Below are 22,339 nucleotides of genomic sequence, written 5' to 3'. Positions count from 1 at the left end.
CGAGGCATCTGAAGCGCTTACAGTCCGTGAGTCTAGCGCCACAGGCCGGGCCGGGGCACCCGTTCAACGAGACTGCGATCTTGGGGTTCAGCCTGGCAACCCGCCGACGTGCGGTCATGTCTGACGGCAAGTCAGGCACGCTATCAGGCGGGGTCGGTCCTGGACAGCTAAGAGCGGTCAGCGCCTCTCAGCCGATCGATTAGATGAGCAGCGCCGCGGGCCAACCTGTGATGGGCATCAGTCGCTGCTCTCGTCTGGTGGGGCGGTGCCGATCGAGGACTGCAAATCCGTGTGGTGCCGCAAGAATCTTGAGTCAACTTCGATTTCGCCTACCAGACGCCAAGCCCGCTTCTCGTAAGTGAGATCGCCGGACACGGTGAATGGTATCTTCTGTCGGTAGGCAACTATGGCCCAATCGTGATCTTCTCCAGAGACCGTTAGATGAACTGACCGCTGTTTCCCGTTCACCTCAGCAGCCAGGGTGATGGACGCAGTTTCTACTTCGTCGTCGGACGAGTCATCCCGGCTTAGTCCCTTTACTATTCCGACGAGAGTCTCACGGCGTGGAGGTTCCTCTTGCCTAACCAGGCGCTCACGCACTCGGGGAAGTTTCCCCATAACTTCTCGGTCTAGAGTGATGGTGGCCAGGCCGACATCTGGGCGAGCTTCCGCGGCGGCCCATTCAAAAGAAAGGTCTACCTGTCGTAGCTGGATGGGCTGCGCCATATCCTCCAGCGACTCCACCAGTCCAGCACTTAGGCCTGAACACCCTGGCTCTTCTAGGACGCGCTCGTCCCAATGCCGCGTCATGCGCTCGGCCGTCTCAAGTCCTCGTGCGAGTGTTTCCATTACCCTTCGCGGAAACGGAGTAACGACATCCGCTTCATCTCGATTTTCCGGAGGCGGATCTCCCAGGCGCGTGACAATGGTGAAGACGAAGCTGCCGCGCTTTGTATGCCCCAGCCGAACATCGTCTTCAAGGAAATCCTTTACTCCGGCCGGACGCCGCCCGCGGTGCGAGTGAGTTGGATCCGCCGCAGTAGTGGCGGCAGCTCGAACCATTTTGTACAGCGCTTGAAGCGTCTTCTCGGCCTGCTGGAAAGGAATTGTTCCATCAAGCATTGCCTGGTCTAGACGCACGAAAAAGAGATCCGCGCGGGTTGCCAAGACCCTCTCATGCAGCTCGACCGCATCCATTGAGTGGATGTGCCCCAGCGACACGAGGGTGTCCTCGAAACGCTTGTGGAAGTCCGCAAAGTCCTGGGCCAAGGGCAGCATGATGCGCCCCTCGACATCACCATCGGACCCGGGCAACCTCCAGATCTCGCGCACGTGGGCCTGTCGCGCCTCTAGCTCCCAATCATGCGCAGCGAGGAACTGAGAGACTGCTGGTGGACTCAGCGTGGCCGCTGCTTCACGGTAGTCACCGAAAGCTGAGGGACTCACCTGTGGCCTCCCTCGTCGTCGCCGATGGCTCTCATGATGGCAAGGAGTTGCGCAACATCAAAGAGGTTCTTCCTCGGCAAATGTACCGTTTTGGTAAGCTGTGTCGCGTTGGCGTCCTCAAACTCTGAGGCGGCCTGCCAGTACATGCGGCTCTCGGTGATGAGGCGATCTTCATCTACGGATAGCCACTTGTCCGCATCTTCGGGAAGCAGGAGAACGCCCAGGTAAGCAGGCGTATAGCGGCGTGGACGAATGAGCTTGCGATAAGGCTTCGTCTTCATAGGCCAAGTCATGTGCGTCTCGGTGAGGTACTGCTGCTGAGTAGTGCACTTCAGCTGAAGATCGAACTCAGCGCCCCAGTAGCGCTTGTAGTCAGCCGACGAGGTGATCGTGATGTCCACGCCCTCGTAGTCCGTATCGTGTGTCTTAACCGCGCATCCAGCCACGTACGCGACCATGCGGGTGTACGCCAGGCTGAAGTGCTCTTGCCGTGCTGTCATGGGCAGTTGGCCGTCCACCAGGTCACGTACGTCGCTGGGCCGCGCGTCGTTGTCTTGATCGACCGAAGCCATGAGTCTCCCCCCTGCTGCTGAAATGGCGAAGCTACTCGATCACTCACCAACTGCAAAAGGCCATGGACGAGGTGTCACCAGAACGAGCCGAGCCACCTGGACCCCCATGCCGTCGTGACTCTGAGGCCGCGCGACGGGTCCGATAGACACCCGAAGGCTGGCGCGCCACGTGGCAAACGCGAAGCCAACCGTGATCAAGCGATGTGGACTATCTGTGGACGGGCGGCACAGGAACGGGAGCTGGCGGAGCCTTGACCAGGCACGTTACCGCGATTGCATGGGGCGTCCGGAGCCGTGTGCAGGTCTGCGGTAGAGCAGCGGAGTACATCAACCGTAGCAACCCTCCCCGTCGCTCAACAGCCCTCTGGGGTCCTGCGGCAACCGGTCTGCCGCTCATTGACCGATCTGCGTAGAGGTACAGATCAGATGACGTTCTCGTTGTCCTGATCGTTGTCCAGTTCGCCGATGGACGCCACTGTCCACCGGCGTTCGCGCACGCTCTCTGACCTGCGGCGCGAACGTCCCTGAACAACCCCGAACCACCACGCGCACAGTTGGAAAGCGTGTTGGGGGCAACCCCTCACGAGTTCGAATCTCGTATCCTCCGCCCAGCCTCACCGGGCTGTCACGTAGGGCCCCACCGCTCAGCGGTGGGGCCCTACGTCGTCCCTGGTCTCAGTTCTGGTCTCAGTTGCGCGAGGCGGACAATCATGGACTCCCACGGACGGTCTCCGGCCATTGCTGCCGACGATCAGGTCATCGGGACGTTGACCGCGTCGAGACCACGATCCTCCTGCGCGACCAGATGCGGGCCGCGGCATCCCGGGGCGGCACCTCGGAGCGGACAGCAGAGAGGTCGACCACAGCCTCACTGTCGGAGGGACAAAATGGGGTGCCCAGCGGAAGCTCCGCGGCCCTGAGATCGCCCCCGGACACACGAGCGCGAACATCCCAACTGATCGCAGTGACCCAGCGGGAGATCGAAGCTGGCTACCTGTTCCGCACCAGCATTGCTCATGCGGGCGACTGTAGTGCTCGGAAACGCTCCGTCGCCACGGCTGATGCGACGGCAGCCTGGCGTGGATGCGTTCGCTGACGCCGGCCAGCTCGCCGTCCTTGCTAGCGTCCTTCCCCATAGCCAAGGAGGTCACGTGTCGTCTTCCCTGTCCGCCACGGCCCCGGTTGACCTGAGGGTTGAGCCGGTGGATGGCATTCTTGACGAGACCGAACGTGCCCTACAGACACGGCTGGACCGCGAAACGCTGCTTCGCAAGCGGCGCTCCCTCGGCGTGCGTACCGACCGCGGATCATGGGTGCGGATCGAGCGACGTCCGTTCGACAGGGTCGGCGGTCAGGGGTGGAACGGGACTGAATGTGCCGCTCTGCTGGAAGGGGTCACCATGCCCCGGTGGCACCGGGGAGTCGCGTGGCGCGATCCTGACGCGGCGGTGATGTGGCGAGTTGATGAGACGGACCTGCTGCCAGGCGCGCCGGTCGGCGGCAGCGTGCTGGCCGCCGATCCGCAGCTGCCGGACGAGTGGTGGCGGGCGCTGAACGCATCGTTGGACGCGCTGGCCGCTCAGCGCACCACGCGCGTGGCCACCCCGGACACCGTCATGATCGCCGAGAACGGTGTTGCTGCGGCCGTCCGGCGGTTCTTGCCCGAAGGTCTGGACACGGCACTGGGCCGGTGGCGGCCGGCGCATGCGGATCTCAACTGGGCGAATGTGACCGGCCCGGAGTTCTGCTTGTTCGACTGGGAGGACTGGGGCATGGCGCCGCGGGGACTGGATGCGGCATCGCTGTGGGGTAATTCCCTTGCCGTCCCGGCGCTGGCCGAGCGTGTCCGCCGGGAGCGGCGGCACGAACTGGAGAGCCGGGACGGCAAGCTGATGACGTTGTTCGTCTGCGCGAAGATCCTGGCCCCGGACGCGCATCCGGAGGATCCGCGCCTGGCACCGGCGCGTGCCATGGCGGCCCAGGTTGCGGATGATCTTCAGAAGGGCTGACGCGTCGATCGTTCACGGAGGAGCTTCCGGTAGGTGACGAGGCTGCCGGTGTCGGCCTGGTACCGCAGGGCGTCGCGCAGTTCCCGCAGGTGGGCGGGGTCATCTGTGCCGACGGCGATGCTTCCCACTCTCGGTAGCCAGTACGCTGCGCGGAAAGCCGCCTGTACGGCCAGGAGCTCGTTGTCCGTGTCTGAATGAACACCTGCGGGTCCAGCTTGCCCCAAAGGGGATCCGTGGCGCTGCCGCCAAAGGGACTCATGCCCCAGACCTGGTCCGCACCGAGGCACCACCGGGCGGCCAGGGCTTAGAACAGCCCGCATGGACCATGAGCACGCCGGGCCTGGGCACCGTGCCGTCCGCGAGCGCGGGGAGCGGGCGGGGATCCCAGGAGGAGATGCCCCAGGCCCCGCACAGTCCTGCTTCTGCCGCTGCCTCCAGGACGGTGCAAGCCTCTCCCAGCACATCCTGTGCAGCGCCCGGCGGGCCGAGGAGCGAGCTTTCCGGGTTGTGCAGGAACACCACGTCCGGAGCGCGGCCCAGGTCGCGGTTGGTCTGTTCCACGGCTGCTCGGAGCCGCTGGGGATCGAGGGAGTGTTCGGCCTGGCTGGCCGCCGGGAAGAAGCCAACCTTGGTGGAGATAGTGAAGCGGGGAAGGAGATCGCCGCCGATGCTTGCCAGGGCGGTATGGGCGGTGAAGGCGTGATAGTAGAAACTGGTGTCGATCGCGTCGATCCCGAGGTCCAGCGCGCTGGTCAGGATACGGCGCTCGTAGCGAGACCGGTGTAGCCCGAGGACAATTCGGGGGTCAGGGTCGCGCACAGGTCCTCCTCGACCAGGATCTTCGCCAGTGTCTCCACCTCGGCACCTACCGTGCGGGCGGCCTCGTCCAGATGTACGGGGTGGCCGCTCAGCAGGAGGCGGAGGCCGGGCAACGCCTTGGCTGCGAAGGTGAGCTTCTTGCCCGCGGCCACCACGACGGCCGTCTCCCCGTCCTCCTTGATCAGGGGCGGGAACTCACTGACGCAGGCCACGGCGTCCAGCGGGCCGAAGATGTCCAGGAAGGGAACGTGCCGGCCGGGAGGGGCTTTCCGGCCCGCACCGTAACGGCAAGGCATCACGCTCTGCCGCTGCCCATAGCCTTCACGGACCGGCTACCAGTTGTGTTGCGCAGAGGGCTCGTGCCGCGAGGTCGTTGCGGTCATCGACTGCCCAGCCAGGTGCGGCGACTCCGAGCTGCTGCGTAGATCCTTTCGACATCGGCAGCCACCCATACTCCTGTCGCACGCTTGAACGCGGAGAAGTCTTTGTGTCGGACCACATGCACGCCGTGGAGGGTCGGCGCGACCGTGAGTTTCTCCACGCCGACGAAGGCCAGTACGGGCCGCACGTCGACAGGAAAGCCGCAAGCCCGGGTAAGTGCCGAGGACGCCCGTCTGGCCTCGGCGCGACTCTTGCGCACATACGGGTAAGACTGGCCGCCGATCTTCACGGAATCTTCGCCCACCCAGATGCGGGCGCCACGGTGGTGCTTGGTGTTGATGCAGAAGACGCCGCCTGGGCCGATCAGCAGGTGGTCGATGTCCACATCGCGAGGCAGTGGTATCGAGTGGAGCACCCGCCAGTCCTTGCGGACGAGTCGTTCCAGCTCCGCTCCGACCTTTCGCTCTCCGGCCAGGCCCCTGCGCCATCCGTATGCCTCGGAGCGCCGGCCGAGTGGCATCGACGCCAGCAGTCTCAGAAGGCCGGGCGCCACCTCATTGAGCTTCGCGAGCATTGCCTCCCCCGGACGGTTGGCAGCGAGGTCGTCCTCGGCGGCCAGCGGAACCTGGCTGGTGCCGACCCGCGGGGGCCCAGCGTCCTGGGCTGACGTCGACCTGCTGGTACCCGCCAAGTAGGGCGCTAGGGCATCAAGCACGCGATCCCGGTAGCGCTCGTCCAGCAGGTTCAGCTTGCCGGTATCGCGATCAAGCCAAGCAAGCTTCTCCCCATCCGCGCGGTTTACGTATAGACGGTTGTGCCCATATCTCTTCCACGTGGACACGGATAACTCGCTCACACCACACCCCCGGCAAGGTCAACGCGAACATCCTGATCCATACCAACAGTGCTTTTGTGGCCACGCAAGAAGGCGTCGTTACTCATCCACCTTGCGGCCGTGCGGGTACGAGGGCGTGACAGGAGCACCTGTAGTTACCATAACGCACATATCAAGCCACTAAAGAGCATGGAAGTAGACATTTTCTCTCCTCGTGCGGCGCTAGTCGCGCTGCCACCCCATCCTGAAACGTTCGTCACCAACCGAGGGGAGAACGGTGGACGTTCCACGGCGGCATGCAGGTGACCCGGGGGTCATCGCGGCTGCGACTGGTCTTGTGAGCTTTCTACGTGAGGTGGTGCAGAACAGCACCCATCGGATTCGTGATGACCGGGACCGGTCACGCGAGCGTATGTGGCTGGCGCAGCTACCCGAGGGCGTACGCCGACCGACAGACCGGCCGGACGGGGTGCTGGTCACCCTTGATCATGTGTCGAGGGCAGTCCCACCGCCCCTTCCGGAGGTTCTGGACGGCTGGGTGGCACCGGACCGGATCGAGCACGCTGATGGAGGAGATCCGCCGCTGGCGGACGAAGGCCCGGGACGGCAGCGGGAGCGTGACGCGGACGGTCGTACGTGGTGGGAAGAAACCACGGTCCGACGAGAAGACGCGGCCGACGTGTTGCACGCGTATGGCCCATGGCTTCAGCGATGGCGCCGCTGGGCGGAACAGGAACGGGCGGACCGCTCCCTGCGTGACCAGTACGAGTTCCTCTACCGCTGGCATCAGCTGCTTTCCCAGCAGGATGACCAACAAGAACTGGTACTGGCTGTTGGGCTGCTGACCTGGAAAGACCCGAATGGCGAGTCAGTCCATCGGCATCTGCTGACCCGCCGCGTAGAAACTACGGTCGAGCGCCGCACGGCACGGCTGACAGTACGCCTCGCCTCAGAGAGCTCTCTGCGGGTCGAAGATCGGGACTTTCTCGACAGCGATGACGGTTGGGATCCCGAGCGGTCGACCGCCGTCGCCGAAGACCTGGAGGCGCGCTCACCGCACCCGCTGAGTGATGTGGTGCTTGAACAGCTGCCGCAGTGGCAGGAGCGAGCGCTGTCGCGGCCGACGGCCTTCAGCGCGGAGTGGGTACCGCCGCGTGAGCCGGAGGCCGGGGCACAACTGACGTACGCACCTGCGTTGATCATGCGGCCTCGGGACCGCAACGCACTGCTTCGCTGCTACGAGCAGATCGCCGCCAGTGTGGCGACCGAAGAGCATGCCCCGCTCGGACTTGCGCAGTTGGTGCTGCCGCTCGACAGTGAAGAGCGCGCTCAGTGGACCGGCGACGAGAAGCCGCCGCTGTTCTGCGGTGATCCGCTCTTCCCTCTGAAGACCAATGCGCAGCAGCGAGACGTCCTACGACGTCTTGAACGGGACACCGGCGTAGTGGTGCAAGGGCCGCCGGGTACTGGCAAGACCCACACGATCGCCAACCTCGTCTCGGCGCTGCTCGCGCAAGGGCAGCGGGTCCTGGTCACGAGTGCCCGCGATCAACCGTTGACAGTCCTGCGGGACAAGCTTCCGCCTTCTGTTCGTGACCTGTGCGTGCTACTGCTGAGTTCCACACGCCAGGACGGCGGCAACGAATTGGAACGCACCATCAACGCGTTGACGGACCAAGTAGCTGCCAGCGATACCGGAAGCCTGCGCACGGAAATCGACATCCTGTCCACGCAGAGAGACGGGGTGCGTGCCCGGATCACCACTCTCACGGGCGAGGTGGTCGAACTACGTGAGGCCGAGACCCGTCATCATGACGGGGTAGCGCCCGGTTATGAAGGCACGCTTGCGGCGATTGTGCAGCGTGTGCAGAACGGAGAGTCCCGACACGGTTGGATGGGCACTCTGCCTGAAGGTTCCTTTGGCACTCCGCCGTTGTCTTCGGTACAGGCGGAGGAGCTGCTGGTGCGGCTGCGTGAGGGACTCGGGCGGATCCGGGCAAGCGGCGTTCTGCCCGCACCAGATGATGTGCCGTCCGCAGAGGATGTCGCTGACGCCCTGGCCACCGCCAGCCTGACAGGCGACGGACTGTCCGAGGACGTCGTAACCATCAGGGACATCCTGGCCGGCCTGGACGTCTCAGTCACCGATCAACTGACAAACAGATTGGACGACTGCAGAACCGCGCTGCACCACCTGGGTGTACCAGCGGCACCGACCCAGTGGGCCAGCGGAGCATGGATCACGCAAGCGTTGGAGGACAGGCTGGCACGCCGCAATGTGCTGCTGTGGCAGCGGGTGGCCGCCGGAACCCCTGAACTCGACGCTGTGAGGCACAGCGTCGACAGTCTGGGGTTGAGAGAGGTCTCGCTCCCTGAAGGTCTTTCCAAAGACAGGGCGGGGCGGATGGCCAGGTCGGGCGGCGCCCTGAGAGAACACTTGGCGAGCGGCCACAAACTCCGTACCCGGATGGTTTCCAAGGTCCAGAAGGACGCCCAGGAACTACTGGACAGCTGCACGGTGGAGGGGCAGCCGCCGACGGCTCCGGAAATGCTTGACGCGGTCCTCGCGCATCTTCAGGCGCACATTACCATCGCGACGGTGGCAGGTCGCTGGGAGCAAGTCGGCGCTCCCGTACCCGACGGTCCCATCGAAGTGCGCTTGGCGGAATTGGCTGAGCGATATGCGCAGTTGGCACAGGTCGACGCCTTCGGGTCTGCGCGTGAGCGGATCGACCAACTCCTCGTCGGCAAGGGCGTGCACATCTCCCTGACCTCACGTCAGGGCTGGCAGGACTTCACTGATGCGGTGACCGCCCTTGCCGGACGGCGTGCCGCCAATGAAGCCATGGCCCGGCTTTCGGCCTGGGAGGAACAGTTGCGCACCCCGGTAGAGGGCACACACCCTGCTTCCGAGGCGCTAGCGGTCGCCCACGCCATCCGGGAGCGGGATGTTGAACGGTACGCCAAGGAGTTCGATGGTCTGGCCCTCGCATATGACCGGGAGCACCGCAGGCGGCGTTGCTCCGAGTTGATGGATAGCCTGCGGACCGCGCATCCCGTCCTGGCCGGGCTTCTGGCGGAGGATTACGACGACGCGGAATGGGACTCACGGTTCGGCGAGTTCGGTGAGGCTTGGGCATGGGCCCGGGCGGCATCATTTGTGCGAAGAAGGCGTGCTCCAGGTCTGGAACAGCGGATTGAGGGAGAGCTGGCCGAACAGGAGGAGCGGCTGGAACGGCTGACGGGTGAGCTCGCCGGAGTGATGGGCCGGTTGCACTGCCTTGAACGCATGACCCAGGCCCAGCGTTCCAGTCTGCAGGCGTACCGCTCCCACATGTCCTCGTACGGCAAGGGCAAGGGCCGGCATGCTGGCATGTTCAAGGCAGCTGCACGCGAGGCAATGCACACAGCTATGGAAGCTGTGCCGGCGTGGGTTACGCCGATCGGCCAGGTAGCCGAGATGGTCCAGGCCAAGCGTGACGCGTTTGACGTGGTGATCGTCGATGAGGCCAGCCAAGCCGGGATGGATGCCCTGTTCTTGATGTGGCTGGCCCCCCGCGTCATCGTGGTCGGCGATGACAAGCAGTGTGCGCCGTCCGTGTCCGGGATGGGGCGCACCCAGGTCATCCAGGACCGGCTCATGGCGCATCTGCCGGAAGTTCCGCTGTCACTGCGCCAGCTGTACACCTCGCACACAAATCTGTACCAGTTGTTGTCCACCTTCTTTCCGGAGGTCATTCGGCTCGGAGAACACTTCCGGTGCATGCCCGAGATCATCGCTTGGTCGTCGAAAACCTTCTACGACGACAAGCTCGTACCGCTTCGCCAGTTCGGCGGTGAGCGCCTTGAACCGCTGCTTACGCACTTCGTCGAAGGAGCCGTGACCGAGGGCCGCGAGAGCCGTCTGCGCAATCCCAAGGAGGCGGAGGCGATCGTCGACTGCCTGGCGGGGTTAGTCAAGGACCCCGCCTACCGGGACAAGACCATGGGCGTGATCGTCCTGCAAGGCCAGGGACAGATCAGGCTGCTCGACGACCTGATCAAGCAGCGGCTCTCCGCTCTGGTGCGTGAGCGCCACGGAATCCGTGTCGGCAACCCTGCCTCGTTCCAGGGCGACGAGCGGCATGTGATCCTGTTGTCGATGGTGGTCACCGAACCACCGCGTATTGCTGGAGGCCAGCGCAGTGAGCGGCAGGCTTACAACGTCGCAGCCAGCCGCGCGCAGGACCAGATGCGGCTCTTCTATTCCGTGCACCGCGGTCAATTGAAGTCCGGCGACCTGAGACTCAACCTTCTTGCCTACATGGAGAATCCACCAGCGGCGATGGCCACCGCAGACGGAATCGGGCCGGTGACGCCCGACGTACCGACTGCTCCCTTCGACTCGCTCTTCGAGCAGCAGGTCTACCTTCGAGTGAAAGAGCGGGGCTACCACGTGATTCCTCAGTTCCCAGCAGGGGACAAGCGCATCGATTTGGTGGTCGTTGGCGCACGCGGACGGCTAGCCGTGGAATGCGACGGGGACTACTACCACTCGACGCCAGAGCAAATCCGGCGGGATCAGCAGCGTGAGCGTGAACTGCAGCGTGTCGGGTGGAATTTCTGGCGGATCCGTGAGAGCGAATTTCGCTTCGACCCGAATGCCGCACTCGTCGGTCTCTGGGAAGAATTGGAGCGGCAGGGTATCCAACCGGCCAATTACAGCTGGTCGCAGACCACACGCGGCCCGCAAGGCAGCGCCTGGGCACCACTCGAACTCTCCGCGGACGACGACATCCCGGACGACGACGCCGAGGACCTGGTCAGCGCCGACCGTACCCCCGACAACCACGACACCCCGGAAGGCGAGGAATGAGTCAGCAGCCCGTCCGACCTGTCATCGGATCTCTCGACGCCAACACCCTGGAGGAGATCTCCCGCGTCATCTGCGGTGACGACCTCTATTACCGTCAGGGCTGGGAGATCGCCAAGTTCCTGAAGCACGCGGGCTGGGCCGAAGTGCCTGACTTCGAAGGTGCGTACCGGCGGGAATGGACCCTCGCCCGGCTCACCGAACGCCGCGAGGACCCCACAGAGCTGGAGAAGGTCCTGCTGCGTCTCGCGGATCCCCGGGAGTACCTGGAGGAACCTCAGCAACTCGCGGGGGTGATCTCCGCCGTAAACGCGTTCCTCGTTCATGAGGGCTTCCGCCTGGACAATCCCGGCGGACGCCCTCGCCTTGTCGCCTGTGATCCAGCACTGGCCTACCCAGGCCAACATGCACCCGCGGAGTTCAAGGCCGTGATGGCCGACGTCATCAAGGACCCACGCATGGCTAGCCTCCTCCAGCGTCGCCTCGACGAGGCCCAGACCTGCTACGCCAACGGCGCCCATGTCGCTGCGATCATCATGCTTGGCAGTCTGTTGGAAGGCGCCCTCGTGCAGGTGATCCAAGAGCGCGATCGCTCGGTCCTTGGGTCTACCGCGCCGGACAGAGCAATGCTTGATGTCCTGATCAAGGTGTGTCACCGTGCCGGCTGGATCGGAGCTGACATCGAGCGCTTCTGCCATGAACTGCGTCGGTACCGCAACTACGTCCATCCACGGGCCGAGATCAGGGAGGCCCACACCCCAGACCGCGACACGCTCAATGTGTCATGGCAGGTTGTCAGCGCTGTCCTCAACGATCTGGCGACGACCCAGCCCGGAACGACCTGACGAGCAATCCTCTCTTTCAGGGCATGGGTACCCGCCTCTGAGCTTGGCGTTTGAAGTGCGCCACCATTCGCGGGTCACTTTCCGATCTGGGGCAGATCCAGGCTCCCCCTGTCACGCCTACAAGCCGCCCACAGCTCCTCCTCCTGGCACAGTCGACAGCATCCGGCTTGTCGCGGAAGACGCGGGCGCGTCACCAGTCGCAGCTTGGGCGACGCTACGCAATGGATGTACTCGGAACGGCTCCTCGCCCTGAGCCAGCCGCACGGTGCTCCGAATGTAACCGCCATACCAGCGTGTCGAGTTGACACCTGAAGGTCTGTCAGTGGCAGCAGCTAGCTTGGAAAGTGCCTGATTTGGGCTCCCTCACCCTGATCACCCAAGGAAGATCACAAATGGCTCATGTCCGTGGTCACTACCGGAACGGTCGCTATGTCCGTCCCCATACCCGCCGCACCAAGAGCGTGACCCAGCCCCGCCGCGCATATCGCCAGCCCTCGCCCACAGGCCCCGCGACTCGGGTCCGGGGCCACTACCGCAACGGTTCCTACGTCCGTCCACACCTGCGTCGTATCAGCCCGCGCGCCGCGCGGGCAGTCGGCGGAGTCGGTCTCGTTCTCGTCGTGCTTCTCATCCTGGCCTACCTGGCCGGCGGAGTACCGGGGAGCGCAGAGAGTCGCCCGCCGATGCCCGCAGGCCAGACTGCCGACGCGCAGCTGTAGAGCGGAGCAGGCGCCGGCCAAGGTCCCGGACGGTCACTGTCCGGGACCTGCCCCGACATAGTTCTCCTCAATCTCCCACGTCCTCGCTCGGGGTCCACGGCTTATGGTCGAACGGTGGTTGCAGTTCTGGTTTCATTCAGCGGTGTGCAGGGGTGTTCAGAAGCACCCTGCTGGCGACTACACCGCAGTTCAGGACGCTCCCGCACCTCGCCGGACCCCGGACGCAGAGTTGGACGTCCGAAACTGAGGAGCGCGGGCGTCGCGGCGACGGGTTTACACGGCGACGAGGCGCACTGTGTCGCCACAGAGCTTCGTCATGTCGTCGGTGTCCGAGGTGAGCATGACGACTGGACGTCGCTGCCGCAGTGCCATCTCGGCGACGGCGGCGTCGATGGGGTATTGGTGACCATGGAGCCCAGCGTTGATCAGCATGGCCGAGGCGGCCTTGGCCTCGTCATCGCCGAGGTGCATGATCCGCACGCCGGACAGGACCCAGGCGAGCCGCGCCTTGTCGGTCCGGCGGTGCACCGCTTCGATGATGGTGAGTGCGCTGATGACCACGTCCATGCCTCGCTTGCGGGCTTCGGCGATGAGAGCGACGACGGGCTCGTGGTCACTGACGAGCTTCGACAGTCCCTCGCAGTCGAGAACGAGGGTGCCTTCGTGGCTCAGCTTGCGGCGGGCCACTGCCCCTCCTCGGCGAACACCTCATCGAAGACCCGGCACGCCCGCTGCTGCTCGTGCTCGGCAATCCGCCCCTGGCGGCGTTCGTAGTCGGCCAGATACTCGTCCAGGATCTGACCGCGCAGCTCGCGCTCCACCCCCGATGGACCGCATCTGTGACCTGCCCGGCCAACCCCGGCCTCGGGGCTGGCAGGCCGGCCGCGATGTGACCAGGCTGGACATCGATTCCTTCGTAGAAGCCGTCGTTCGGGAGCGGCCTGTCGAAGTCCACGGGTTCGCAGAGACCAGCAGACAGCGCCTCTTCCAAAGACGTGCCGTCAATGGTTTCCGCGACTTCCGTCGCAATCCGCGCGATGCCTGTTCGGCTCAGCCCGGTACCTGGCGACAGGCTTGGGTCAGCATTGGCGTCAGCCCGGTCTGCTACGGCGTTGCGCAGGGCTAGCACAACGGCCTCAGCGGGCGCAGGCAGCAGTCCAAGCCTCTGCCCTACGGCGCTGCCGGTTGCGTCGGCGGCGACACGCCAGGGCAGAACGTAGAGACTGGCGCAGCCATCGATGCCCACCAGGCTCTTCAGAGCCTCTCCGGGCTGGCTCATCTCGCGACACTTCGGGATCTTGACATGCGGCATCAGAAAATTGCCAACCAGGCGGTGGCACAGTTCCAGCAGGCATTCGACTCCGTTGCAGGGTTCCAGCCGAGAGGTTCGGCCATCGATACGGTCCTCGAATTCCTCCACACCATCGCTCAACGAGTGGAGAGCGAAACCACCGAGGGTGCAACGTTCCAAGACGGCGGCGTACCGAACCTAGCTACCGCAGTCAATCAGGGCGCAATCGGTCACCCTACAGAGGACTACCAACAGCTGGAGGGCATGATGGCGATCTCCCTGCAGTGGGATCTTGACCCGAATCGCGCCGCACGGCTTCTCGCCGAAGCCGACGGTTGAGGCGGATCAACAAGGGCACCTCGGCTGACTGCCGCTTGGTCTCAGATCCCCATTACCGAGCTGGGGTTCTTCTACAGCGCCCGGTCGGCCACCGACCGGGCACGCGGCATCGAGGACATACGAGTGATCGTCGCCTGGGTACCCGTAGACGACCGCGCCGGCCAGGTCCAGGAAGCCCTCACCAAGCAGGGGAAACACCGGAGCGCCGGAGCGGTCGACCTCGTCGTCGCCCCGACAGCTGAGCTGCAAGGGCTCACCCTGCTCCATCGCGATCACGACTTCGAGTGCATCGCCGCAACGACCGGCCAGGCCCTCCAATGGTACGGCCCGGAGCCCGGCAAGTAGCTCAGCACTGGTCGCAGTTCTGGTTGCATTCACCGGTGTGCCGGGGGTGTTCATGAGAGCCCCTCAAGGGCGGCTGAACCGCAGGTCAGGACGTTGCTGAACGCCACTGGGCCCTCGGACGCAGAGTGGGAAGCTCGTCGCCATCGACCAGCCTTACGCTGCAGTGACCAGCCCAACGAGCGATTGTGGACACTGCGCCGGCACTGTACATTCCCGCCCACGGATTGGAGTAGCTCAAGGGGGGCGGGGATGTCCGGATACGGCCGCGCGGACAGTGAATGGCAGCAGCTGGTACATACCGGTCATGGGTTCCTCGTCGAGCGCGCGACGCTGGGCAAGCTCACCTCGTACACGGAGCTCAACGTGACTCTGGCCAGGCGAACCGGCTGCCGTCCCTTCGACTTCGGGCGTGCTGACGAACGGGCCGCGATGGGGCGTCTGCTCAGACTGATCGTGGAACGAGACCAGGAGATCGCCCCCTCAGATCCGCCTGTCATGCTCTCGTCCCTGGTGAACTACCTGGGTGCCAACGACGCTGGCTCCGGCTTCTATCAGTTGGCCAAGGAGCTTCAGCTTTTGCCTATGAGCGCGTCAGCCGATGAGAAGTTCGGCTTCTGGGTCAAACAAGTGAAGCAGCTCTACGAACGCCATGGAGCTGGTCCACCGGGGGCCTGCAATAAAGCACACTGAGTCTCTGGCTGCGTGACAACGCTGACAGACAGTGGCGGACAACCGCGCACAGCCACCATGCAGCCGCCAGCGGTGGCCTGTGCCGTCGACGACGATCCGTCGGGATCCCTTGCGGACCAGTGCCCCGCGGCCACCGTCATCCGTCTCGATCAGCCCGGCGTCATCAAGGTCTTCCGTACCGACCTCGACACGGCGCTGCTCTCCAGGAGGAGCACGGCCCAGTGGCCGACAGGGAGCGCGCGGCAGCGTACAAGGAGAGGGACAATTTCGACGCTGAGCACGAGTTCCACCGTGCCACCGGAACGCACGCTGCCCATGAGACCGCGTGAGACAGCGGGCCACGGAAGGCGGACAGCCACCAGTGCCGCGTTTTCGTGCACGACTGCGAAGCCGTGTCTCTGGCCGTGCGGAGCAACCGGAAGATGATCGCCTGGCTCGACCGCGCGGCCCGCGGCCGAGCTGAGCGGGAAGATGGCAGCGGAAGGAGATGCTATCTCCAGCGATACGCTTTCCCCCACCGCACCGGTGATCGGCGGGTACTGGACCCACCGGCCGGCCGTCCCGGCCCCGGGGGCGGCCGAGGGCGTCACTCGGTGCTGACGTCCACGCCGTGGGCGCGGGCGAGCTCGGCAAGGTCGCTTTCGAAGCCCTGGCCCATGGCGCGCAGCCGCCAGCCCGGTCCGCGTCGGTAGAGCTCGGCGAGCAGCAGAGTGCGTTCGCTGGTCGCGGCGTCGAGGGTGGATTGCATCAGGGGGGCCGCGTTGGTGCCGGGGAGCACGGTGAGCTCGATCGGGCCGACCTCTCCGAAGGTGGCCCCGCCGTCCACGGCAGCGGCCACCACCACCTTGCGGGCGGCGGGTGGCATGGCGGTCACGTCCACGGTGACGGCCTGTTCCGAGGGGCCGTCGGCGGCGAGGGAGACCGTCCCGGCCGGGCTCTCCGGCTGGCCGTAGAAGACGAAGTCGGCATCGCCGGCGACCTGTTCGTCCTCGTCCACGAGGAAGGCGACGACGTCGACCGCACACCGTGCGTGCTGGGCCCAGGTGACGGAGACGGTCCATCGCGGGCTGGTCGGCGGCAGGTCGAGCACGCCACCGAGGGGAAGGACCCGGGGCGCCGCAGGGTTCGCCGGTTCCGGGGCGGTCGAGCCGCCGGGGGCCGGTTCCGTGAGCCATGCCGATTCGTGCACCGGCACCCGCAGGGCGGTGATGCGGCTCATCCGGCGGTCGCGCTCCGCGCCGGGCAGGGCGACGATGTCGGTGACGCCCGCAGAGAGATTGACGGCCGCGGCTCCGCCGTGCCGGACGATCAGCTCCCGTGCGGCGCGGGCCTCGGAGTGGTGGCCGCCCAGAACCAGCACGCGGTGGCCGCGCAACGGCCTTGCGGGAACGACCGGTTCTTCGGCCCGGGGCACCTGGGTGGGCACCTCGGACGGCCCGGGGCCGGTGGTGTCGTGGCGGACACCAGGGCCGACGCCTGCTGTGAGGAGTCGCAGGAAGGCGACCTCGTCGACGACCGGGACTCCTGCCTCGGCCGCCCGCCGGGCCTTTGCCGAGTCCGACGCCGCGTCATCGGCGACCAGCAGACCGGTGTGCCGGCTGACCGAGGTCACGACGTTGAGCCCGGCCGCTGTGGCGCACTCCCCCAGTGCCGTACGTGGCGTGCGCGTCGCCCCGGTGATGGCGACCTTCATGCCCTGCACCAGCTGACCGCCTGGTTCCCATCGCCCGGGGTTGCGGTACGGGCAAGGGATTCTGCGGGCGGGCGCTGCTGACCGGGGACTGCTCGCGCCGCTTCCGCGCTGCTGTGGCGGGCACGCAATCAGCGGCAGCCGGAGTTCGAGGCGTGCGGCGGCAGCCAGCGAGCCGCGCAGGATGCCCCCCAGCACCCGGGTGTCGTCCAGCGCGTCGTGTGCCTGCTGCTGCCGTACGCCGTAATGTGCGGCCAGGGTCGCCAGCCGAAGATCGGCCGTGGGCGGGCCGATCCTTCGGTTCAGGGCCAGCGTGCACAGGCGCCGGGAGACCGGCAACTCCACGCCGGCGCGGCTGAACTCCGCCGCCAGGAAGCCGTAGTCGAACTGGGCGTTGTGGGCGACGAGCACCCGGCCCCGAAGAAGCTCCGCGACGGGCCCGGCGATCTGCCCGAACGCGGGCGCCCCGTTCAGCCGCTTCCGGGTCAGGCCGTGGATGTGCACCGGGCCCGGATCGCAGCCAGGGCCAGGGTCGACCAGCGTGGTGAACTCCTCGCGAAATTGGCCGTCCGGTCCGACCGTGATCACCGCGAGCGACAGCACCCGGTCTTCACGGGGCGCAGCCCTGAGGTCTCGACATCCACCAGCGCCCAGTCCTGCGCGTACTCACGCAGGTCGGTTTCCTCGTTCAGTGCCGCAACCACCGTCATGGCGCGGAGTCTGCCGCTTCGGACACGGAGCGCGCCGATGATACTGCGGAACGTGTCCGTCGCGCGACACAACCGTTACCGTCGCCGTCGCCCGGTGGTTCCGGGCCCTCGCTCCGGATGCGGCGAGGCTTCTCAGGCGAGGCTTCTCAGGTTGAGGTGCGGGTGTCACCCAGAGCCGTACCGATCAGGGATTCCGCCGCCCCGGGGGTACCGGCGAGCCGCCCGGCCTCTCGGATGTCCTGCTCCGTCAGGGCCCCGGCCCGGGCCAGCTGAATCGCCTCGTGGATGCCGTCGCCGTCGCCGTGCGCAAGCATGACGAAGAACCAGCGCACCGCCTGCACCGGGTCGGGCTCGGTACCGAAGCCATCGCGATACCAGCAGGCGGCGGCGTTCATCGCCCCGGTGTGCCCGCGCTCCGCCGCGCGGACGTACCAGCACAGCGCCTCCTCGTCCCGGTCCACCGCGGACAGCCGGTCGGCGAGGACGGCACCGGCATCGACGAGACCTCCGCGGGCGGCAGCCTCCAGCATGCGCAGGGACTCCTCGGGGTCATCGGTCACCTGGGCGAGGTTGAACATGCCGCAGGTGTCCCCGCCCTGAGCGGCTGCCCGGAACAGTCCCCGTGCACGCTCGCGGTCCTCTGCGACGCCGAGAGCCCTCGCGAGCATGTGCCCGTAGAGGCGCTGACCGGCCGGGAGCCCGGCATCCGCCGCCGCGCGGGCATAGCGCACGGCCGTCGGCAGATCCGACTCGTCGAGGTACTCCAGGCAGATTCCCGCCAGCAGAGCGGCGGCCTCTGCCGACCCGCCATCCGCCAGCGGTTCGAGCTCGGCGACCACCCGGGCTGCCGACTCGCCGCTCTCCGCACTGCCTTCCGCGGCGGCCCGGAGGAAGGCGTGCCCGGCGGCCACCCAGTCGCCGGCCTCGGCAGCTCTTCGTCCCTCGTCCAGATGCATGCTCGCAACCTATGGGCTCGCCAGACATGGAATGCCCGAGGCTCTCCGTGGCTCTTCGCAGGCGGGTGGGCAGCACGGGTGCCCGTACCGCCCCCGGCCGCCCAGCTGTGATCGCCCGCGCCCACCGCTCGGGCATGGTGCGGCGTCGGCCCCCGGCGCCCGGCGCCGCACCAGTGCGCCTTCTGCGGCTATGACGGCAGGATCGGAACGGTACCGGTCGGTCTTGAGGCCGTGCACGTCCGTTGGTGGGCGTTCGACGGCCCGGACGACAGGCAACGGACTGTGCCTGTGCTCGCTGCACCACAGGCTCTTCGACCGGGGCGCCCTCGGCGTCGATGAAGGGCACCGCATTCTGGTCTCGCAGCAGTTCGTCGGCCGCAGCCCGGCAGCGCGCACACGTCACGGCGCGTGCGGGCCGTTCGCTCACAGGGCCTCGGCCGGGGGTGCGCCCGATCGCCACGGAGCACCGTGCCTGGCACACCAGCCAGGTCTTCCACGGCGTCCCGCGCCCCGCCGCCGTCGACTGATCGCCTGCCCGCGGCAGCTGACGGCTCGCCGGGTGCAGAGCCCGTTCGGCGAACGACATGAGTACAACCAGGCGCGGTGGGCACCCGGTCACCCAACGACCCGGACGTGCTCGGCCGGTTCAGCGTCATCGGTCATGCGGGAAACGGCAGTTGACTGCGGGCCCGAAAGAAGCCGACCGGCCCACGCGCAGCACCTGACGGAAGGAGATGGGAATGCCAGTGAGACAGAGCAGCGTACGAGTCGCCTACCGGAGGAGGCAGTAATGCTCACCATCGTGATCATCGTCGTCGCAGCACTCGTCATCGCGGCGGCCGCCGCCTTCTTTTTCCTGGGGCCCGAGCGGTTCGGGATCGGCCGCGGTCATGCGCTGAAGCGCCGCTTCGGACCTGAGTACGACCGTGCCGTTGCTGAGCACAACGGAGACACCAAGGCGGCCGAGCGGGCACTCGACGAGCGTGTCAAGCAGCACGGCTCCCTCACCGCGAGGCCGCTGGGTCCCGAGGCCCATGAGCGGTACACGGCACAGTGGTCCGACATCGAGCGACAGTTCGTCGACTCACCGCAGGAGGCCCTCGTCGCCGCTGACGCCCTCCTCGCACACCTGGTGAAGGACCGGGGTTTCCCGGGCGAGCAGTTCGAGGAGCAGGTCTCCGCGCTCTCCGTGCACCATGCCGGCCATGTCCACGGCTACCGCAACACGCACGCAGCCGCCCGTGGAGAGAGCGGCACCGAGGACATGCGACAGGCCCTGATCGACGCACGGGGCTTCTTCGACGCGCTGGTCACCGAGAAGCCGGCCGATGCGGACCGGCGTGGACCGCGGTCCTCTCAGAGCCGGAGCCAGGGCCACTCTCGGTGGCAACTGGGCCAACCTCAGACGAAGGGAAGCAATACATGACGTCCCACCACCCGGAACACGAACAGCAGTCCCGGACGGATGCCTCGCAGCCGCCGGTGCAGCACACCCCGGAGGCACCTGATGCCGGAGCGGTGTCCGCACGGCGTGAGACCGGCGGCGGAGCCGACGCCCCGGGAAGTGCTCACCTGTCGGGAGTGGAACTGGTCGCGCAGGGTGAGAGGGACGAGTTCAACCTGCGCCTGCAGCACGCTCTCAACCACTTCGTCGACAATCCCCTCCGGGCGGTGGAGGAAGCCGACACTGTCTTCGACGACATCACCACCAGGCTGACCGACGTCCTCGACGAACGGCGCCGACTGCTGCGTGCGAGCTGGCAGCACTCGGGCACCGAGGCGGAGACGGAGGAACTCCGGCTCGCCCTCAAGCAGTACCGGGAGCTCGCCGAGGGATTGCTGCACTCGTCGGCGCCCGCAGGCCGGTGAGGCGGTCCTCGGGCCGCTGAGACGACCACTGGCGTGGCCCGGCCGGCGGCACAGCCGGGTGAGTCACGAACCGGAAAGCAGCGGTGGCAGTGCTTTCTGTCTGTGTCCCACCGAACAGGAACGAAGGGCCCCAAGACTCCCGGGGCCCTTCGTTCGGCCGGTACGGACGGCTTGATCTCTCCTGCCCCGGGAGCCGTGCCCTGGGGCGGACCGCTGACCGGGCCGGGCGGCGACATGGGTGCGATACTGAACAGCGTCATTGTCGGACACACAGGGAAGAATCACTCAGCGTGAGCAGCGAGCAGCTCAAGCCCCGGACCGAGGCCGGTCACTTCTTCTCGACGGACATCCGGGTGGGCCGGATCCTGGAGGTCCAGGAGTTCCCGGAGGCCCGGAAGCCCGCCTACCGGTTCACGGCGGACTTCGGGCCGGCCGCCGGGGTGCTCCGCACCAGCGCCCAGGTCACCAACTACCCGATGGATGAGCTCAAGGGCCGCCTGATCATTGGTGTGATCAACCTCGGCGCCAAGCGGATCGCGGGCTTCACCAGCGAATTCCTGGTGCTCGGCTCCTACGGCTCGGACGGCACGGTCAACCTCCTGTCGCCCGAGCCGCACGCCGCCGTCGGCGACATCGTCGGCTGACCCGCCCTGCCGTGGACGTCGCACCGGCAGGGCGGTACCGGGCTCCGGGGGCGGTCAGTCGGGGAAGAGGGAGTCGGCGGGGGTGGGGCCGAGGGCGTCCTCGACGACCATGAGGGCGGCGCCGTAGATGCCGGCCCGTTCGCCGGCGCGTGACTGCACGATGCGCAGGTTCTGGGTGGCCAGGGGCAGTGACCGCTGGTACACGATCTCGCGGACGCCGGCGATCAGGTGCTCGCCGGCCTGGGACAGCGCGCCGCCGACCACGATGACCGAGGGGTTGAAGAAGCTGACGGCGGCGGCCAGCACCTCGCCGATGTCCCGGCCGGCCTGCCGGACCAGGTTGAGTGCGGTGACCGAGCCGTTGCGGGCGAGCGCGACCACGTCGCCGCTGCTGCCGGCGGGGTGGCCCAGCTCCGTCAGCCGGTGCGCGAGTGCCGCTCCGCTGGCCACCGCCTCCAGGCAGCCGACGTTGCCGCAGCGGCAAGGGACCTGCGCGCCGTCCGGGAGCCGCACGTGGCCCATGTCGCCGGCGACGCCCTGGGAGCCGCGGTGCAGTTGGCCGCCGGCGATGAGTCCGCTGCCGATGCCGGTGGCGACCTTGACGTAGATCATGTGCTGGGCCTCGGCCCAGTGGGCGCGGTGTTCGCCGATCGCCATGATGTTCACGTCGTTGTCGACCAGGGTGACGGCGCCGAGCCGCTGCCGGACGTAGCCGGGCACGTCGAAGCCGTCCCAGCCGGGCATGATCGGCGGGTTGGTGGGGCGTCCGGAGCTGTGCTCGACGGGGCCGGGCAGGCCGATGCCGATGCCGAGGAGGTCGGCCTGGGTGCGGCCGACCTGTTCCAGCAGGGCGCCGCCGAGCCGGCACAGGTCCTCCAGTACGGCCTCCGGGCCGGCCGCGATGTCGATGGGCCGGTCCTCCTCGGCCAGCACCTCGCCGGCCAGGTCGGTGAGCGCGGCGTTGACGTGGGTGGCACCGACGTCGGCGGCCAGCACCACCCGGGCCTCCGGGTTGAAGGCGTACATCGAGGGGGGCCGGCCCCCCGTGGAGGGGCCCTTGTCGGTGTGGCGCAGCAGTCCGGAGTCGAGCAGGGCGTCGATGCGCTCGGCGACGGTGGAGCGGGCCAGGCCTGACTGGGCCGCCAGTTCGGCGCGGGTGCGCGGCCGGCCGTCGCGTACGAGTTGCAGCAGGACGGCTGTGCTGGCCGCCGGTCCGGCGGGAAGCAGGCCGCTCTCCGTCATGGTGTTCCCCTTCTCCACGTGCCCTGCGAGTGCCCTGGGTCCCCCCGGCTGCCGGTGCGCGCCCCGGTTTCCGCCACCGGATGCG

General features: G+C 66.8%; 16 protein-coding genes and 5 pseudogenes. 10 read left to right on the top strand and 11 right to left on the bottom strand.

Features of this window, described 5'->3' with window-relative positions:
- Nucleotides 1–237: 237 nt before the first annotated feature.
- A complete protein-coding gene (locus PJ985_RS02585; protein ID WP_271681817.1) occupies nt 238–1,332 on the bottom strand; it encodes a hypothetical protein in 1,095 nt (364 codons plus the stop codon).
- A gap of 110 nt (nt 1,333–1,442) precedes the next feature.
- Nucleotides 1,443–2,018 (bottom strand): DUF4365 domain-containing protein, encoded by a 576-nt coding sequence (locus PJ985_RS02580; RefSeq protein WP_271681816.1) that lies wholly within the window; start codon nt 2,016–2,018, stop codon nt 1,443–1,445.
- Between the two features lie 1,151 nt (nt 2,019–3,169).
- Here PJ985_RS02580 and PJ985_RS02575 point away from each other — a divergent pair.
- Entirely contained in the window at nt 3,170–4,027 is an 858-nt protein-coding gene (locus PJ985_RS02575) for a phosphotransferase (protein ID WP_271681815.1), read from the top strand.
- On the opposite strand, the gene PJ985_RS23310 is transcribed toward PJ985_RS02575, so the two are convergent.
- The 4 genes and pseudogenes from PJ985_RS23310 to PJ985_RS02560 form a co-directional block, all read right to left on the bottom strand.
- On the bottom strand, nt 4,015–4,155 hold the full coding sequence (locus tag PJ985_RS23310) for a hypothetical protein (protein WP_333909823.1): 141 nt from the start codon (nt 4,153–4,155) through the stop codon (nt 4,015–4,017). The two genes, PJ985_RS02575 and PJ985_RS23310, sit on opposite strands and share 13 nt — an antisense overlap.
- Before the next feature lie 127 nt (nt 4,156–4,282).
- Nucleotides 4,283–4,846, bottom strand: coding sequence for an aldo/keto reductase (locus PJ985_RS02570; protein WP_333909822.1), 564 nt, complete (start codon nt 4,844–4,846; stop codon nt 4,283–4,285).
- Nucleotides 4,780–5,100 (bottom strand): annotated as a pseudogene (locus PJ985_RS02565) (JmjC domain-containing protein); the annotation flags it as partial. The pseudogene PJ985_RS02565 and the gene PJ985_RS02570, both read right to left, overlap by 67 nt.
- Nucleotides 5,101–5,225: 125 nt before the next feature.
- Nucleotides 5,226–6,083 carry a nuclease-related domain-containing protein gene (locus PJ985_RS02560; RefSeq protein WP_271681814.1) on the bottom strand — a complete coding sequence of 286 codons (858 nt, stop codon included), beginning with the start codon at nt 6,081–6,083 and terminating at the stop codon, nt 5,226–5,228.
- Nucleotides 6,084–6,417: 334 nt separating this feature from the next.
- Here PJ985_RS02560 and PJ985_RS02555 point away from each other — a divergent pair, with 334 nt between their 5' ends.
- Nucleotides 6,418–10,917 (top strand): AAA domain-containing protein, encoded by a 4,500-nt coding sequence (locus PJ985_RS02555; protein ID WP_271681813.1) that lies wholly within the window; start codon nt 6,418–6,420, stop codon nt 10,915–10,917.
- Nucleotides 10,914–11,759, top strand: coding sequence for a hypothetical protein (locus tag PJ985_RS02550; protein WP_271681812.1), 846 nt, complete (start codon nt 10,914–10,916; stop codon nt 11,757–11,759). Before PJ985_RS02555 ends, PJ985_RS02550 begins: the two co-directional genes overlap by 4 nt.
- Before the next feature lie 992 nt (nt 11,760–12,751).
- Here PJ985_RS02550 and PJ985_RS02545 read toward each other — a convergent pair.
- The gene (locus PJ985_RS02545; protein ID WP_271681811.1) at nt 12,752–13,165 is read right to left on the bottom strand and encodes a DNA-binding protein; all 414 of its coding nucleotides are present in this window, start codon (nt 13,163–13,165) and stop codon (nt 12,752–12,754) included.
- Nucleotides 13,147–13,299 (bottom strand): annotated as a pseudogene (locus PJ985_RS02540) (hypothetical protein); the annotation flags it as partial. The gene PJ985_RS02545 and the pseudogene PJ985_RS02540, both read right to left, overlap by 19 nt.
- Before the next feature lie 482 nt (nt 13,300–13,781).
- On the opposite strand from PJ985_RS02540, the gene PJ985_RS02535 reads away from it, so the two are divergent.
- The 3 genes and pseudogenes from PJ985_RS02535 to PJ985_RS02525 all read left to right on the top strand — a co-directional run bounded on the left by PJ985_RS02535 (nt 13,782) and on the right by PJ985_RS02525 (nt 15,143).
- The gene (locus tag PJ985_RS02535; RefSeq protein WP_271681810.1) at nt 13,782–14,108 is read left to right on the top strand and encodes a hypothetical protein; all 327 of its coding nucleotides are present in this window, start codon (nt 13,782–13,784) and stop codon (nt 14,106–14,108) included.
- Between the two features lie 48 nt (nt 14,109–14,156).
- Nucleotides 14,157–14,453 (top strand): annotated as a pseudogene (locus PJ985_RS02530) (PIN domain nuclease); the annotation flags it as partial.
- A gap of 249 nt (nt 14,454–14,702) precedes the next feature.
- Nucleotides 14,703–15,143, top strand: a complete 441-nt coding sequence (locus PJ985_RS02525; protein ID WP_271681809.1) for a hypothetical protein — start codon at nt 14,703–14,705, stop codon at nt 15,141–15,143.
- Between the two features lie 586 nt (nt 15,144–15,729).
- On the opposite strand, the pseudogene PJ985_RS02520 reads toward PJ985_RS02525, so the two are convergent.
- Nucleotides 15,730–17,543 (bottom strand): annotated as a pseudogene (locus tag PJ985_RS02520) (TerD family protein).
- Nucleotides 17,544–17,689: 146 nt separating this feature from the next.
- A complete protein-coding gene (locus PJ985_RS02515) occupies nt 17,690–18,499 on the bottom strand; it encodes a tetratricopeptide repeat protein (RefSeq protein ID WP_271681808.1) in 810 nt (269 codons plus the stop codon).
- 168 nt (nt 18,500–18,667) lie between these two features.
- Between PJ985_RS02515 and PJ985_RS02510 the strand changes: the two are divergent.
- The 4 genes and pseudogenes from PJ985_RS02510 to PJ985_RS02495 form a co-directional block, all read left to right on the top strand.
- Nucleotides 18,668–19,026, top strand: a pseudogene (locus tag PJ985_RS02510) (HNH endonuclease); the annotation flags it as partial.
- A 263-nt stretch (nt 19,027–19,289) separates the two neighbouring features.
- Entirely contained in the window at nt 19,290–19,925 is a 636-nt protein-coding gene (locus PJ985_RS02505) for a hypothetical protein (RefSeq protein ID WP_271681807.1), read from the top strand.
- Nucleotides 19,922–20,368, top strand: a complete 447-nt coding sequence (locus PJ985_RS02500; protein WP_271681806.1) for a hypothetical protein — start codon at nt 19,922–19,924, stop codon at nt 20,366–20,368. Before PJ985_RS02505 ends, PJ985_RS02500 begins: the two co-directional genes overlap by 4 nt.
- Before the next feature lie 290 nt (nt 20,369–20,658).
- A complete protein-coding gene (locus PJ985_RS02495; RefSeq protein ID WP_271681805.1) occupies nt 20,659–21,012 on the top strand; it encodes a tRNA-binding protein in 354 nt (117 codons plus the stop codon).
- A gap of 54 nt (nt 21,013–21,066) precedes the next feature.
- On the opposite strand, the gene PJ985_RS02490 is transcribed toward PJ985_RS02495, so the two are convergent.
- Nucleotides 21,067–22,254, bottom strand: a complete 1,188-nt coding sequence (locus tag PJ985_RS02490) for an ROK family transcriptional regulator (protein WP_271681804.1) — start codon at nt 22,252–22,254, stop codon at nt 21,067–21,069.
- Between the last annotated feature and the right edge of the window lie 85 nt (nt 22,255–22,339).

It is taken from the genome of Streptomyces sp. ACA25, from assembly GCF_028200735.1.
Taxonomy (GTDB): domain Bacteria; phylum Actinomycetota; class Actinomycetes; order Streptomycetales; family Streptomycetaceae; genus Streptomyces.
The sequence above is the reverse complement of the archived record's forward strand: the minus strand, read 5'-3'. Positions and strand labels throughout refer to the sequence as shown.

Bases quoted from the DNA above. Each gene is read 5' to 3' on its own strand.
- PJ985_RS02515 (WP_271681808.1), bottom strand. From the start codon at position 18,499: ATGCATCTGGACGAGGGACGAAGAGCTGCCGAGGCCGGCGACTGGGTG.
- PJ985_RS02490 (WP_271681804.1), bottom strand. From the start codon at position 22,254: ATGACGGAGAGCGGCCTGCTTCCCGCCGGACCGGCGGCCAGCACAGCC.
- PJ985_RS02505 (WP_271681807.1), top strand. From the start codon at position 19,290: ATGCTCACCATCGTGATCATCGTCGTCGCAGCACTCGTCATCGCGGCG.
- PJ985_RS02525 (WP_271681809.1), top strand. From the start codon at position 14,703: ATGTCCGGATACGGCCGCGCGGACAGTGAATGGCAGCAGCTGGTACAT.
- PJ985_RS02580 (WP_271681816.1), bottom strand. From the start codon at position 2,018: ATGGCTTCGGTCGATCAAGACAACGACGCGCGGCCCAGCGACGTACGT.
- PJ985_RS02550 (WP_271681812.1), top strand. From the start codon at position 10,914: ATGAGTCAGCAGCCCGTCCGACCTGTCATCGGATCTCTCGACGCCAAC.
- PJ985_RS02500 (WP_271681806.1), top strand. From the start codon at position 19,922: ATGACGTCCCACCACCCGGAACACGAACAGCAGTCCCGGACGGATGCC.
- PJ985_RS02535 (WP_271681810.1), top strand. From the start codon at position 13,782: ATGCGGCATCAGAAAATTGCCAACCAGGCGGTGGCACAGTTCCAGCAG.